The organism is Pareuzebyella sediminis (assembly GCF_008367235.1).
In the GTDB taxonomy this organism is placed as follows: domain Bacteria; phylum Bacteroidota; class Bacteroidia; order Flavobacteriales; family Flavobacteriaceae; genus Pareuzebyella; species Pareuzebyella sediminis.
In genome coordinates, this window is the sequence record NZ_VTZS01000005.1 from 135,919 (window position 1) to 150,442 (window position 14,524).

The following is a 14,524-nucleotide window of genomic DNA, read 5'->3' on the forward strand; positions in this document are numbered from 1 at the left end:
ACTTTAGCCAAAGTTTAAGTGTACAATGTCAGGACAATATTTTTATAACGGTTTTTTCTTCTACTTCTTTTTTAAGGGAAGAACGGGGCTGTTATAGTATATTGATACAAGATATAAAATGAAAGTCCCGTTAAAAAGCGGGACTTTTTTTTGTCGATTTTTCTGATAACGGTATGGGCACAAGGTCGTAAAATATCAAGTCGGAGGCTGTAGTAAACATCCATTATGAAACTAAAAATAGCCATTCAGGGAATTAAAGGCTCGAATCATCATCAAGTGGCGAAAGAATATTTCGGTGATGATATCGATCTGGTAGAGTGCATGTCTTTTGATAATTTGGTCGATCGATTGCTTGACGGAACTGCCGACAAGGGAGTGATGGCCATAGAGAATAGTATTGCAGGCTCTATTATTCCAAATTATGCATTGGTTTATCATAACAACTTGCATATTATTGGCGAGCATTACCTGAATATTCATCATAATCTCATGGTATTAAACGGTTGTGAAATCAAAGATATTGAAGAGGTAAGGTCACATCCCATGGCCTTGTTACAATGTAAAGATTTTTTTAGGGACTATCCGCATATCAAATTGGTGGAAGATGTAGATACGGCCGAAACAGCTAAAAGTATTCATGAACATGGTTGGAGCACTATCGGGGCTATAGCGCCTGAGGTTGCTGCTGATTTATACGATTTGAACATTCTCGCGCGTGAAATCCAGACCATCAAGAACAATGCGACCCGCTTCATCATCGTAAAGACCAAAAATAAAGAACTTCCCAAAAATGAAATAAATAAGGCTTCTTTACGATTCGTAACGAGCCATAAACGAGGAAGTCTGGCAGCGGTACTTAATGTAATGAGCGATTGTTATCTAAACCTGACCAAAATTCAGTCCCTGCCGATCATCGAAACCCCATGGAAATATGCCTTTTTTGTTGATGTAACCTTTGAGGAGTACGAGCATTTCGATAAGGCGAAAAGTCTCCTACATATAATGGCGGAGGATTTTAAGATTTTGGGAGAATACAAAAATGCGAGAATATGATACGTACAGCAGATCGTTTACATACTGTTGAAGAATATTATTTTTCAAAAAAGCTGCGGGAAGTACGAAGTTTGGTGGCTGAAGGGCGACCCATTATCAATATGGGTATCGGCAGTCCTGATTTAGCGCCTTCCAAAGAAATAATAGCAAGCATTCAGGAGGCGGTGAACGAGACAGGTGCCCATCAATACCAGAGTTATCAAGGCCTCCCAGAGCTACGTCAGGCATTCAGCGATTTTTATCGTAGCAAGTTTAAGGTGAACATAAATCCATCGAACGAAGTTTTGCCGCTCATGGGTTCAAAAGAAGGTATCATGATGATCAGCATGGCCTTTTTGAACGAGGGCGATGGTGTTTTGATCCCTAATCCAGGATACCCGACCTATACATCGGTAACCCGCTTGGTCGGCGCCAAGCCTAAGTATTATAGCTTGAAAGGGGAAAGCGATTGGTTTCCCGATCTTGATGCTTTGGAGGAAGAAGACCTGTCTAAGGTTAAGGTTATGTGGACCAGCTATCCCCATATGCCAACGGGGGCCACCGCCAGTAGGCAAAAATTTAAACGGTTGGTTGAATTTGCTGCCAAGAACGATATTCTATTGGTGAATGATAATCCTTATAGTTTCGTACTGAACGGCGACCCTTTAAGTATTTTGGAAATCGAAGGGTCTAAAGAAGTTGCCTTGGAGTTAAATTCTTTGAGCAAAACCTTTAACATGGCCGGTTGGCGAGTAGGTATGGTATTGGGCAGTTCCGAACATATCGAAGCGATATTGAAAGTAAAGAGCAATATGGATTCGGGAATGTTCTATGGTATTCAAAAAGGAGCCATATGTGCCTTGGCCAGTAGCCAAGAATGGTTCGATACATTGAACGAAGTGTACGATCGAAGGAGGGAGTTGGTATTCAGGTTGGCGGATAAACTGAACTGTAGTTATGACAAGGATGCGGTGGGAATGTTCGTTTGGGCCAAATTACCCAAAGGCAGTAAGGCAGCCGAAACGTTTATTGACGAGGTGTTGTACGAAAAGAATATTTTTATAACACCCGGAACTATATTTGGAAGCAACGGCGAGGGGTATATTCGTTTTTCATTGTGTGTGCCCGAAGATAAGATTCAAGAGGCCATCGATAGATTCTAGTGGTATGTCGAACGCCTGTTGCTAATTTTTATGGGGAGATAGATTATAAATCACACTTTATAAGTGTGGCAGTTAAGAGTTATGAATGTATTTATAATTGGTATTGGTTTAATTGGGGGTTCGTTTGCGAAGGATATCAAACGCATACGCCCCGATGCGAAAATATACGGAATCGATACGAATGTAAGGCATTTGGAGGAGGCTGTCGATCTAGGAATCATTGACGTCAAATCAAATTATGACGAGCTGCGAATTGCCGATGTGGTAATGGTCGCAATTCCTGTCGATGTTATGATCAGGGAACTTCCCCAAATATTGAATGCCGTGAACGATGAATGCCTGGTGTTTGATGGTGGCTCCACCAAAAGCCTCATATGCAAGACCCTTGAAGCACATCCCAAACGGCGTAATTTTTTAGCGGCCCATCCGATTGCAGGAACTGAATTTTCAGGTCCCTCTGCGGCTATCGAACATCTGTACGAAGGCAAGACCAATATCATTTGCGAGGTTGAAAAAACAGCCTTTAAACTACAGGAAATGGCACTAGAGCTATTTCAGCAAATAGGAATGCGTATTCGATATATGAACCCCGAGGCCCACGATAAGCATATCGCCTACGTGTCGCATTTATCACATATCAGCTCTTTTATGTTGGGAAAGACTGTTATTGAGAAAGAGAAGAACGAACGTGATATTTTTGACATGGCCGGTAGTGGTTTCGAAAGTACGGTGCGGTTGGCAAAGAGTTCACCTGCGATGTGGACCCCTATTTTTGAGCAAAACAAAGATAATGTCGTGGAGACCTTGGAAGAGTATATCCAGAATTTGCTAGAGTTCAAGCAATTACTTGAAAAGGATGACTTTAAAGGTATCTACAACGAAATGAACGCGACGAATAAAATAAAGGAAATATTAAACGGAATACCATTAAATAATAAATAGAGTAAAAAGCGAAATCAGAATACAATGGAGAATAATAAACAAATGAGGGCTTGGTTAGATGATTTGGGATTGGACCATCCACTAGTAATTGCCGGACCTTGCAGTGCCGAGACAGAAGAACAGGTTTTGGGTATTGCCAACAGTTTAAAAGATACCGATGTAAACTATTACCGGGCCGGGATATGGAAACCACGCACACGGCCAGGAAATTTTGAGGGTGTAGGTGCTCTCGGACTTAAATGGTTACAAAAGGTAAAGTCGGAAACTGGAATGAAAACAGCGACCGAAGTAGCGAATCGAGCCCATGTGGAATTGGCCTTGGAGCATGATATCGACTTACTTTGGATCGGTGCCCGTTCGACCGTAAGTCCTTTTATCGTTCAGGAAATTGCCGATGCTTTGGAAGGTACCGATAAGGTAGTTCTAATCAAGAATCCGGTAAATCCCGACTTGTCGTTATGGCTAGGTGCCGTTGAGCGATTGCATACGGCGAACATAAAAAAGCTGGGTGTCATACATAGGGGCTTCTCTACCTATGAGAAAACAAAGTACCGGAACATTCCAGAATGGCAGTTGGCCATCGATTTGCAGACCAGATTTCCTGATTTGCCGATTATCAACGACCCTTCGCACATTACGGGGAAGCGTGATATGATTTTCGATGTATCGCAGACTGCTTTAGACCTCAACTTTGACGGTCTTATGATCGAAACACACAGCGACCCAGATAATGCATGGAGTGATGCGGCACAGCAAGTTACGCCTGATACCTTGATTCAGATCATGCGCGATTTGCACGTTCGTAAGGAAAGCTCACCGGAAGCAGAGTTCAACCGGAAGCTTAGTAACTTACGGGCACAGATCGATGTGATCGATAATCAACTGATCGACACTTTGGGTAAGCGAATGAAAATTTCAGATAGTATTGGAGTACTGAAAAGAAAACGTAATGTTGCGGTACTTCAGAGCAATCGTTGGAACCAAATTTTAGGTGCGATGATTCTTGAAGGGGAATCAAAAGGACTGAGCGAAGAATTTATATTGAAGATGTTTAAGGCCATTCACCAAGAGTCTATCAATCATCAAGAGAAAATCATCAACGCTTGATAAACCGGTCTTTTACGATTAGTATACTACTGTTGAAATAAATTAATATGAGTCGCTAGCAATCTGTTAAGGTCTTTATGGACTTAACAGATTGCTTTTTTATATTCTTTTCAGTCTTTCTTGAAAATATATCGGGTAATAAAGATGCCTTGTCCGTCATCTTTTCCGGCGTCTGACTCTACTGCACTGGTCACAAAAGCCAACTCCCACCCATCGGCTACCATGGCCGTTAATTTTGAGGAAATAACCGCGTCGTTAGCGGCGATGTTCTGAAAACGTATCCCTCCAATATTATAAAAATTCAAGAGTTTGGTTTCCTCGAAATCTTTTACTCGTATATCGCTACGCTTCGATTTATTGCGCGTATTGTCTTCTTCGGTCTGTTCGGTGGTATAGGTTTCAAAATCTTTGTCCTCTTGGCCATCGATAATGCGTGAGCGCCCTATTCCATTAGGAACAATCGATTCTACGCTTGTAATGACCTTGAATTGTTGGGCATTGACTTCTGTGCTTACTACTAAAAGAATACTGGTGATAAACAGGATTTTTTTCATATTGATCTTTTAAGGGTTAATTAAATAGGATTGATTTCACAAAAGGGATCCTTCTCATTATTGTTGCTGTAAATTGTTTCGGTTTGGTTATTTCATCATGTTCTAGACCCAAGATCTAACTATTATATGAAAGTATTGCTTTTCTTTGTAAAACAAACGCAATACATGAAGGGAACCGTATACAAATCAACAGGAAGTTGGTATACCGTAAAAGCTGAAGATGGTAAGTTTTACGAGTGTCGTATCAAGGGAAAGTTCAGGATTAAAGGTATAAAAAGTACCAATCCGATCGCTGTGGGCGACCGGGTTGACTTTGATATTGATGAGTTGGGAGACGATATCGTCGGCACCATCTACTCAATAGAAGATCGTAAAAACTATATCATTAGAAAATCTGTTAACCTTTCGAAGCAAACGCATATCATTGCTGCAAACCTCGATCAGGCCTTTTTGTTAGTGACCCTCAACAACCCCATGACCTATACTATTTTCATTGACCGCTTTTTGGCTACAGCGGAGGCCTATGGGATACCTGCGGTTCTACTTTTCAATAAAATCGATACCTACGGTGACGAGGAGATGGTGGAAGTGAAGTACCTAGCTTCGTTATATAGAAAGGTGGGATACGAGTGTATAGGTCTTTCGGCAAAGACAGGTAAGAATGTAGATCAGGTCAAGGAAGCCATGCAGCACAAAACCAATCTCTTCGCCGGACATTCCGGTGCCGGTAAATCAACCTTGATCAATACCCTTGAGCCTACCATGGCATTACGAACCGCAGAAATTTCTGAACAACACCTGCAAGGTCAGCATACTACTACTTTTGCCGAGATGTACGATTTGTCTTTTGGTGCTCGTATTATAGATACACCAGGTATAAAAGGTTTTGGTATCGTAGATATGGAAAAGGAGGAAATAGGGGATTATTTTCCAGAATTTTTTGCGCTTAAGGGTCAATGTAAGTTTAACAATTGCCTTCATTTAGATGAACCTTTGTGCGCGGTTAAAGAAGCTTTGGAAAACGACGAGGTGGCATGGAGTAGGTATCGCAGTTATGTGCAGATGGTAACCGGCGAAGAAGAGAATTATAGGATCGATACCCATGATAGTAAACGATAAGCTTTTTACGATTTCTAAATTTGGAAATTTACCGATATCATGAGGGCAATCATACAGCGTGTCTCCAGTGCAAGTGTGACGGTAGAGGATAAAATAGTCTCAGAAATTGAAATGGGCCTTTTGGTGTTACTGGGTATAGAAGATGGCGATACACAAGACGACATCGAATGGCTTTCCCGGAAAATTGTCAATCTTCGTATTTTCAACGATGCCGATGGTGTGATGAACGAATCGGTTCTGAGTCTTATAGGGGGAGAGATAATCGTGGTAAGCCAGTTCACCCTGCATGCATCGACCAAAAAAGGAAATCGCCCTTCATATAGTAAGGCGGCCAAACCTGAAATTGCCATACCACTTTATGAAAAATTCGTAAAACAGGTACAACTTGATTTGGGTAAAAAAGTAAAAACAGGAATTTTTGGCGCCGATATGAAAGTGGCTTTGCTCAATGACGGTCCTGTTACGATCGCTATCGATACGAAGAACAAAGAATAGTTTCGTTTTGTCGAATTTTTCTTGTTTTTTGTAAGAAAAATAAGTGCTTCGCGTTGTAGTTTATCAACCGAACCCCCACCAATGCGACACTTTATTTTAGTTTATTTTTTCTTTTTAGGATTCCTAGCTTTTTCACAAAAAACTGATTACCAGGCTTTAAATTTAAATAAAGCCTTGACCGAAAATGCCAATGCGGTGGTTCGTGTCGATGAAATGGTAGTGGAGTTGTCTGCACTTAATAGCATGAATATCAGACATAAGAGGGCAGTCACCGTATTGAATGAAAAAGGAAATGCGTATGCAACTGTTTACGTGGGCTATGATAAAGGCCGGAAGGTAAAGAATATTCAAGCGGTCGTTTACGATGCTTCCGGTAAAGAATGCGATAAGATAAAGGAAAAGGAGTTTAAAGACGTTAGTGCCGTTGATGGCAGTACCCTTTACTCCGATTCCCGCTACAAGTATTATCATTACACACCGATAGAGTATCCCTACACGATAGAACTTACATATGAAACGACCACTAAAAATACGGGTGAAATTCCGTCAGTTTGGAGATTTCTTGACGATTTTAGGGTCAGCACGGAGAAAAGCAGCTTGTCTATTAATTATGCCCGGCCTGATTTAAAACCGGCAGTAAAGGAAAAAAATTTAGAGGGCATCGTCTATAGCAAGGATGACAACGATAAAGGTTTTTCCTTTGAAGCGAGAAATATCCCTGCTCTCAAGGAAGAAAGTATGTCTCCATCATTTAAGGAAATAGCACCGCAGATTATGGTGCGACCCGTGAACTTTCAGTATGAGGGTTACGACGCAAAAATTGATACTTGGAAAGATTTGGGCCTATGGATGTCCGGTAACCTACTCAAGGGTCGCGATGAACTATTACCGGCCACCAAGGAAAAGGTCAAGACTTTGGTGAAGGACGCGAATAACGACCTTGAAAAGGCAAAAATTATTTATAAGTACGTACAAGAGAATACGCGATATATAAGTGTACAGGTGGGTATCGGGGGCATTCAGCCCATTAATGCTATCGAGGTCGACCGACTGAAGTATGGTGACTGCAAGGGCCTGTCGAATTATACAAAGGCGTTGCTTAATTCAGTTGGCGTAGAGGCCTATTATGTACATGTCGAAGCAGGCCGTGAAAAGGTCGATTTCGAAGAGGAATTTCCAGATTTGGCCCAAGGAAACCACGTTATTTTGGCCGTTCCCTATGAAGGAAAATATCATTGGATCGATTGTACTTCGCAAGTACATCCGTTCGGGTTTATCGGGGATTTTACGGACGATAGAAAAGTTTTGGTGATAAAACCTGACGGTGGCGAAATTGTAAGAACCGTAGCCTACACAAATGAGCAGAATTACCAGCTGACCCAGGGATCTTATGCGCTACGGACCGATGGAAGTATTAATGGTAATGTTACTATCAGAACCCGTGGTATACAGTACGATAATCACTTTACCTTGGCGCAACGGCCAGAAGATAAAATTCAGGAACACTACAAAAATTACTGGCATAATATCAATAACCTGAAGGTCAAAACGTATCGTTTTCAAAATGACGACAGCGCCGTAGAATTTACCGAGGAGGTATCGGTAGATGCCTCTCATTATGCCTCTAAAAGCGGTGAACGTCTTCTTTTCGCCGCTAATGCATTTAACAATTTTGACTACATACCTGACCGTTATTATGATCGAAAATTGCCTTTTGAAATACAGCGTGGCTTTCTGGATGAAGATGAATTTAGCATCGAGATTCCCGACGGTTATGGAGTAGAATCAATGCCTGAAGCAATGACTGTCGAAAATAAATTTGGATACTATCGGATCGATTTCACCTTTAGCGAAGGCAAGATTTTTCTCCAGAGAAAATTTTTGGTCAAAAAAGGCACATATCCCAATTCGGATTATACCGCTTATCGTGATTTTATGAAGGAAGTGTCAAAAAACGACAGTGCTAAAATTGTAATAAAACCCATCTTATGATATCGACAAAAAAATTACCCCTACTTCTTGCGTTCATTTCAGTTCAAACCTTATGGTGCCAAGAAATCCAATTTGGTGAAGTCAGTAAGGAAGAGTTACTGGAAAAGGAATACGCATTAGATCCTGACGCACCGGCGGCCGTACTTTATCGCTACCAGAATACCTACATGCAATCGAACAATGGTTACCCCCGTTTGATTACCGAGATTCACGAGCGCATCAAAGTGTACAATAAAGCAGGATTTGAGTACGCGACGGAGCAGATAAATCTTTATAACGGTCGGTCCGATAAAGAAAGCGTCAGGAAAATAAAGGGGTATACCTACAACCTAGAGCAAGACAAAATCGTAAAATCGGAACTGGACAAGGATCAGATTTTCGAAAGTGAGCTCAGCTTTAACTACGATCAGGTAAAATTTACAATGCCCAATGTCAAGGAAGGGTCGGTCATCGAATTCGAATACTATGTATCTTCACCCTTTTATTGGCTTATTGATGAGTTTCGTTTTCAAAAGGACATACCTGTCAAACAGGTCAGGGCCGAGTTGCGAACACCGAAGGGTTATAATTTTAGGCAGACCCAAAAGGGATATGTTCCATTTACCTCACAAGAAAACATCAAACGGGACAACCGTATCGGAATGGACGTGGTAGTGACAAGTTTCGATTTAAGGAATGTTCCGGCACTTAAAGCCGAAAGTTATGTAGATAACATACATAATTATAGGGCCGGTGCCCTCTTCGAGTTAGTATCCATTGATTTACCCGGTTATCCTACCAAGAGTTTTGCCCATAGCTGGGGCGATGTAGCCAAAAGCATCGGAAATACTGATGACTATAAGAATCAATTGGATAAGACCCGTTCTTTTGATGACGAATTAGACGCCATCCTATCGGGAAAAACCGACAAGTTGGAAATCACCAACATACTCTTCAAGTATGTGAAAGACAATACCGAGTGGAACGGAATGGACGGTAAATCCTTTCAGCATGGGCTTAAAAAGACCATTAAGGAAAAAAAGGGGAATGCGGCCGACATTAATCTCTTATTGGTGGCCATGTTGCGATATGCGGGTATACATGCGAACCCGGTTATTCTTAGTACAAAAGAAAATGCCATTCCCTTTTTTCCCACTTTGGATCGCTTGAATTTTGTAATTGCCCATGCTAAAATCGATGGTGAAGACTACTATATGGATGCCACCGAGGAATTCAGCGATGTAAACCTATTGCCAATCCGTGATTATAATTGGGGCGGGCTTCTCGTGGATAACGAAAATATGGTATGGAAACATATTTTCAATATTGCACCACAAAAGGCCGAGAGTATGTACTCCGTAAAAATGGAAGTCGACCAAGAAGGTATTGTTTCGGGCAACTACCGCTCGAGGTTTACCAACCATGCGGCATATCGCTTCCGAGAGAGCCTTAAAAACCAAGACTTGGAAAATTACCTCAGGGACAAGGAAAGCAAATATACCGGTATGGAAATCTCGGAGTATGAAGCAAAAAACGTAGACTCTTATGAGGGCCATGTTTCCGAGTCCTTTCATTACCGACAAGAGAACGGAGCCGATGTGATCAATGACAAAATTTATCTACAGCCCTTATCGTTCCTTAAAATCGAGGAGAATCCGTTTAAGTTGGATAAGCGTGAATATCCGATAGATTATGGCTTTCCTTTTCGCGAACGGTATATGGTAAATATTAAGCTTCCTGAAGGCTATCAGGTCGAATCATTACCCTCGGCCGCTATCATTAAACTACCCGATAATCTCGGTATTTATAAATATGCGGTGCAAAATGCCGCAAATGGCATTCAATTATCCGTTACCTTTGAAGTAAACAAAGCGGTAATAGCAGCTATCAATTACCCCTATATTAAAGAATACTATAACCAAATAATTATTAAAGGGGCGGAACAGATTGTTCTCTCTAAAACGGACAATGAGTATAACGAAAGCACAGCAGGAAGTAGATAACTGGATCAAAGACCATGGTGTACGGTATTTTAACGAACTGACCAACATGGCCCAGCTTACCGAAGAAGTGGGCGAAGTGGCCAGAATCATAGCCCGAAGGTACGGTGAGCAAAGTGAAAAAGAATCGGATAAAGCAAAAGATTTAGGCGAAGAACTGGCCGACGTTCTTTTTGTTACTCTTTGCCTTGCCAATCAGACCGGTATAGATCTTCAAGCGGCATTTGATAAAAAAATGAAGTTGAAAACCAAAAGAGATCACGATCGCCATAAGAACAACGAAAAGCTCAAATAGTACTATATTTGAGCTTTTATTTTGGTCTGAAACTATTAAAATCGCACTCTTGAAACTGCACCTATACGCCCCTCCGAGCAATCTATTATATTCTGATATCCAGGTAACAGGCTCTAAAAGTGAATCGAACCGTTCTCTTTTATTGCAAGCCTTGTATCCGAACATCACTATAGAAAACCTATCCAATTCAGATGATGCCCAAGTCATGCAACAAGGGTTGCAAATTGAAGAAGGACAGGTCGATATTCACCACGCAGGTACCGCCATGCGGTTTTTAACGGGTTATTTCGCTTGTCAAGAGGGTCATGAAGTAACCTTGACAGGGTCTCAGAGAATGACCGAACGTCCCATAAAAGTATTGGTAGAAGCCTTACGCACTTTGGGTGCCGATATCACCCATGTAAAGAATGAGGGGTACCCTCCACTGCATATCAAAGGGAAGAAGCTTGTTAGAAATAAGGTAAGTCTTCCAGCCAATATCAGCAGCCAATATATATCTTCACTTCTATTGATCGCACCAAGTTTGGTCAATGGGCTGGAACTCGAGCTATTGGGAAAGATTACATCGGTTCCATATATTAAAATGACCTTGGCTCTTTTGTCTGAAATAGGAGTGGAAAATTCTTTTATGGGCAACACCATAAACGTCTCGCCCCAAGAAAAAGTAACACCGAGAAAATTGATCGTGGAATCGGATTGGAGCTCCGCATCCTATTTTTATAGCATTGTCGCATTGTCGGAAGTTGGCTCCCAAATAGCACTCTCCTCCTATAAGAAAAACAGTTTACAGGGTGACAGTATCTTGGCTGAATTATATGCCGATTTCGGAGTTCAAACTCTGTTTAAAGACAATCAAATTATCTTAAAAAAGACGGAACACGATGTGCCGACGCATCTCGAATATGACTTGAGCAATGCGCCCGATATTGCACAGACCGTCTCCGTTACTTGTTTTGGTTTGGGAATATCTTGTCATCTGACGGGCTTGCACACCCTTAAGATAAAGGAGACAGATCGACTTGAGGCCCTGCATACCGAGCTCACCAAGCTTGGTGCACATATCACTGTTACCCATAAGACGCTTTCATTAAGCCCTTCTTCCACCCAAAAGAAAGATGTGGCCATCGATACCTATAACGATCATAGAATGGCTATGGCCTTTGCCCCACTAGCCCTAAAAACTTCCCTAATTATCAATGACGCCGAGGTCGTGTCAAAATCATATCCAGATTTTTGGAAGGATTTGGACAAATTACGTTTTGGAGTTAAACCCATTTAAGCCACTCTCAAGGATCGGATTGTCATTGTAGAACTATGGTTTTTAGTATTTTACGATGATTTTTTATGGTGCTTTTTCTGTACAAAATCATGGTGGTTCATGTTTGTTGCCACATATTTAATATAATCCATGTTTTACTTGACATCCGCTGTTCGCTCATCGTATATTTGCAGCCGCAAACTTTTTATGATTTTAATCGAAGTGCCTTGGTACTGAAAAAATCCAACCTCGGTTCTGTATTGCGCAATAAGGAGTTATATAATCATCATAAGGACTTATTTACCTTATGAAAAACACTGAAACTAAAAAATGAAATTATCGCACTTCAATTTTGAGCTGCCTGACAATTTATTGGCCGAATATCCCGCTGAAAACAGAGATGAGTCTAAACTAATGGTGATTCACCGTGAAACTGGAAAGATCGAGCACAAAATGTTCAAAGATCTTATCGACTATTTTGATGAGGGAGATGTCATGGTTTTGAACAATACCAAAGTTTTTCCCGCACGTTTGTACGGTAATAAAGAAAAAACAGGAGCTCGAATAGAAGTCTTTTTGCTGCGTGAACTAAATGAAGAACAACGTCTTTGGGATGTTTTGGTAGATCCCGCACGTAAAATACGTATTGGAAACAAACTCTATTTTGGGGATGATGAAACCTTGGTCGCCGAAGTTATAGATAATACCACCTCGAGAGGGCGCACATTACGATTTCTGTATGACGGTTCGTATATCGATTTTAGAAGGAAACTACGTGAGTTAGGGCAGACCCCGCTTCCAAAATATATTAAAAGAGACGTTGAGCCTGAAGACGAAAATCGGTATCAAACTATTTATGCAAAGCATGAAGGTGCGGTAGCGGCCCCTACAGCAGGTCTTCACTTTTCAAAACATCTTCTAAAACGATTGGAAATAAAAGGCGTGAATTTTGCCGAAGTCACCCTACATGTTGGTTTGGGTACGTTCAATCCAGTCGAGGTAGAGGATTTATCCAAACACAAAATGGATAGCGAAGAATTGATTATCGATGAAAGTGCCACAGAAGTGGTAAACAGGGCGAAAGAAAATAAGAAAAAAGTCTGTGCGGTAGGTACTACCGTAATGCGCGGTCTTGAAAGTGCCGTTTCTTCAGAGCATACTTTGAATACTTTTGATGGATGGACCAACAAGTTTATTTTCCCACCTTACGAATTTAGTATTGCAAACTGCATGGTAACCAATTTTCACTTGCCCAAGTCAACACTTTTAATGATGGTTTCGGCATTTGTAGGGCACGATTTAATGAAGAAGGCCTATAAGGAAGCTATACTGGAGCAGTATAAATTTTATTCCTATGGAGATGCCATGTTGATCATCTAAAGAGGTAGGGGTAGTTTTTTGCATACCTTCCAAAAAAAACAGGAATCCCATCTTATAACATTAGACCCTTCGTTATGGCCAAAAGGAAATAAGGAAGGGTTTCTTTATCTTATTACAATGGAAACCAAAAAAAAAGATATTCGAGCGTTCACGAAGGAACAGTTGCGCGATTTTTTTGTTTCCCATGGGGATAAAGCATTTAGGGGAAACCAGGTTTACGAATGGCTTTGGCATAAATCGGCCCATTCTTTTGAGGGGATGACGAATCTTTCAAAGGAGACCAGACAGATGTTAGAGTCCAATTTCACCATCAATCATATTAAGGTAGACCAAATGCAACGGAGTAGTGACGGCACCATTAAAAACGCCGTTCTCCTTCATGACGATCTTGTTGTCGAATCGGTTTTGATACCTACTAAATCGAGAACCACAGCCTGTGTTTCAAGTCAAGTGGGATGCAGTCTCGATTGCCGTTTTTGTGCCACGGCCCGATTGAAACGTATGCGTAACCTAAATCCCGATGAAATATATGACCAGGTGGTAGCCATAGATAACGAGAGTCGTCTCTACTTTGACCGCCCTTTGACCAATATTGTTTTTATGGGAATGGGTGAACCCCTAATGAATTATAACAATGTGCTGCAGGCCATTGACAAGATAACCTCTCCTGAAGGCTTGGGGATGTCACCAAAGCGTATTACCTTATCGACCTCTGGGGTGCCCAAAATGATTAAAAAAATGGCAGATGATGGGGTTAAGTTCAAACTGGCGGTTTCGCTACATTCGGCCATTGATTCCGTTCGCACCACTATAATGCCTTTCAATGCAACTTTCAACCTTTCTGATTTACGTGAAGCCTTGAAATATTGGTATAACAAGACCAAAAGTCGCATAACCTATGAGTATGTAGTATGGGAGGGTATTAATGACAAACTGAGAGATGTGGAGGCCCTGGTCGATTTTTGCCGTTTTGCGCCATCTAAGGTAAACTTAATAGAATATAACCCTATTGATGAGGGTGATTTCAGACAGGCATCCAATAAAGCCATCGATCTGTATGTAGATACGCTCGAGCGCCATGGCATTGTGGTAACCGTTCGACGTTCTAGAGGTAAGGATATCGATGCGGCCTGTGGTCAATTGGCAAATAAATCATAGTATTTACACCCTATTCTATTTTGCTTCCTAACCGTCAAAAGGATTAAAAC

General features: G+C 41.3%; 13 protein-coding genes. 12 read left to right on the forward strand and 1 reads right to left on the reverse strand.

Translation table 11 applies throughout. The features are described 5' to 3' along the window. Nucleotides 1-225 precede the first annotated feature (225 nt). From F2B13_RS16740 to F2B13_RS16755, 4 genes are all read left to right on the forward strand, one after another. Nucleotides 226-1,053, forward strand: coding sequence for a prephenate dehydratase (locus tag F2B13_RS16740; RefSeq protein ID WP_149304702.1), 828 nt, complete (start codon nucleotides 226-228; stop codon nucleotides 1,051-1,053). Continuing rightward, nucleotides 1,050-2,195: a pyridoxal phosphate-dependent aminotransferase gene (locus F2B13_RS16745; protein WP_149277265.1), complete on the forward strand. Its 1,146-nt coding sequence runs from the start codon at nucleotides 1,050-1,052 to the stop codon at nucleotides 2,193-2,195. Before F2B13_RS16740 ends, F2B13_RS16745 begins: the two co-directional genes overlap by 4 nt. A gap of 81 nt (nucleotides 2,196-2,276) precedes the next feature. Next, entirely contained in the window at nucleotides 2,277-3,137 is an 861-nt protein-coding gene (locus F2B13_RS16750) for a prephenate dehydrogenase (RefSeq protein WP_149277266.1), read from the forward strand. A 24-nt stretch (nucleotides 3,138-3,161) separates the two neighbouring features. Beyond that, the gene (locus tag F2B13_RS16755) at nucleotides 3,162-4,244 is read left to right on the forward strand and encodes a bifunctional 3-deoxy-7-phosphoheptulonate synthase/chorismate mutase type II (protein WP_149277267.1); all 1,083 of its coding nucleotides are present in this window, start codon (nucleotides 3,162-3,164) and stop codon (nucleotides 4,242-4,244) included. 110 nt (nucleotides 4,245-4,354) lie between these two features. Here the strand turns inward: F2B13_RS16755 and F2B13_RS16760 are convergent, their stop codons facing one another. Beyond that, entirely contained in the window at nucleotides 4,355-4,798 is a 444-nt protein-coding gene (locus tag F2B13_RS16760) for a hypothetical protein (protein WP_149277268.1), read from the reverse strand. Nucleotides 4,799-4,963: 165 nt separating this feature from the next. On the opposite strand from F2B13_RS16760, the gene rsgA reads away from it, so the two are divergent. The 8 genes from rsgA to rlmN all read left to right on the forward strand — a co-directional run bounded on the left by rsgA (nucleotide 4,964) and on the right by rlmN (nucleotide 14,474). Beyond that, a complete protein-coding gene (gene rsgA / locus F2B13_RS16765) occupies nucleotides 4,964-5,917 on the forward strand; it encodes a ribosome small subunit-dependent GTPase A (protein ID WP_149277269.1) in 954 nt (317 codons plus the stop codon). Between the two features lie 39 nt (nucleotides 5,918-5,956). Continuing rightward, the gene (gene dtd, locus F2B13_RS16770; protein ID WP_149277270.1) at nucleotides 5,957-6,412 is read left to right on the forward strand and encodes a D-aminoacyl-tRNA deacylase; all 456 of its coding nucleotides are present in this window, start codon (nucleotides 5,957-5,959) and stop codon (nucleotides 6,410-6,412) included. Between the two features lie 81 nt (nucleotides 6,413-6,493). After that, a complete protein-coding gene (locus tag F2B13_RS16775) occupies nucleotides 6,494-8,404 on the forward strand; it encodes a DUF3857 domain-containing protein (RefSeq protein WP_149277271.1) in 1,911 nt (636 codons plus the stop codon). After that, nucleotides 8,401-10,386 carry a DUF3857 domain-containing protein gene (locus F2B13_RS16780; RefSeq protein WP_149277272.1) on the forward strand — a complete coding sequence of 662 codons (1,986 nt, stop codon included), beginning with the start codon at nucleotides 8,401-8,403 and terminating at the stop codon, nucleotides 10,384-10,386. The genes F2B13_RS16775 and F2B13_RS16780 overlap by 4 nt, the downstream gene beginning before the upstream one ends. Then, nucleotides 10,352-10,678, forward strand: coding sequence for a nucleotide pyrophosphohydrolase (locus F2B13_RS16785; RefSeq protein ID WP_149277273.1), 327 nt, complete (start codon nucleotides 10,352-10,354; stop codon nucleotides 10,676-10,678). The genes F2B13_RS16780 and F2B13_RS16785 overlap by 35 nt, the downstream gene beginning before the upstream one ends. A 49-nt stretch (nucleotides 10,679-10,727) precedes the next feature. Further along, nucleotides 10,728-11,957, forward strand: a complete 1,230-nt coding sequence (aroA, locus tag F2B13_RS16790) for a 3-phosphoshikimate 1-carboxyvinyltransferase (protein WP_149277274.1) — start codon at nucleotides 10,728-10,730, stop codon at nucleotides 11,955-11,957. Between the two features lie 309 nt (nucleotides 11,958-12,266). Beyond that, nucleotides 12,267-13,316 carry a tRNA preQ1(34) S-adenosylmethionine ribosyltransferase-isomerase QueA gene (queA, locus tag F2B13_RS16795; protein ID WP_149277275.1) on the forward strand — a complete coding sequence of 350 codons (1,050 nt, stop codon included), beginning with the start codon at nucleotides 12,267-12,269 and terminating at the stop codon, nucleotides 13,314-13,316. Nucleotides 13,317-13,433: 117 nt separating this feature from the next. Continuing rightward, on the forward strand, nucleotides 13,434-14,474 hold the full coding sequence (gene rlmN / locus F2B13_RS16800) for a 23S rRNA (adenine(2503)-C(2))-methyltransferase RlmN (RefSeq protein WP_149304703.1): 1,041 nt from the start codon (nucleotides 13,434-13,436) through the stop codon (nucleotides 14,472-14,474). Nucleotides 14,475-14,524: the final 50 nt, after the last annotated feature.

Excerpts from the sequence above, each read along its gene's own strand:
- F2B13_RS16780 (WP_149277272.1), top strand. The coding sequence starts at position 8,401 with ATGATATCGACAAAAAAATTACCCCTACTTCTTGCGTTCATTTCAGTT.
- F2B13_RS16785 (WP_149277273.1), top strand. The coding sequence starts at position 10,352 with ATGAGTATAACGAAAGCACAGCAGGAAGTAGATAACTGGATCAAAGAC.
- F2B13_RS16750 (WP_149277266.1), top strand. The coding sequence starts at position 2,277 with ATGAATGTATTTATAATTGGTATTGGTTTAATTGGGGGTTCGTTTGCG.
- F2B13_RS16775 (WP_149277271.1), top strand. The coding sequence starts at position 6,494 with ATGCGACACTTTATTTTAGTTTATTTTTTCTTTTTAGGATTCCTAGCT.
- dtd (WP_149277270.1), top strand. The coding sequence starts at position 5,957 with ATGAGGGCAATCATACAGCGTGTCTCCAGTGCAAGTGTGACGGTAGAG.
- F2B13_RS16760 (WP_149277268.1), bottom strand. The coding sequence starts at position 4,798 with ATGAAAAAAATCCTGTTTATCACCAGTATTCTTTTAGTAGTAAGCACA.
- F2B13_RS16755 (WP_149277267.1), top strand. The coding sequence starts at position 3,162 with ATGGAGAATAATAAACAAATGAGGGCTTGGTTAGATGATTTGGGATTG.
- rsgA (WP_149277269.1), top strand. The coding sequence starts at position 4,964 with ATGAAGGGAACCGTATACAAATCAACAGGAAGTTGGTATACCGTAAAA.
- rlmN (WP_149304703.1), top strand. The coding sequence starts at position 13,434 with ATGGAAACCAAAAAAAAAGATATTCGAGCGTTCACGAAGGAACAGTTG.
- F2B13_RS16740 (WP_149304702.1), top strand. The coding sequence starts at position 226 with ATGAAACTAAAAATAGCCATTCAGGGAATTAAAGGCTCGAATCATCAT.
- queA (WP_149277275.1), top strand. The coding sequence starts at position 12,267 with ATGAAATTATCGCACTTCAATTTTGAGCTGCCTGACAATTTATTGGCC.
- F2B13_RS16745 (WP_149277265.1), top strand. The coding sequence starts at position 1,050 with ATGATACGTACAGCAGATCGTTTACATACTGTTGAAGAATATTATTTT.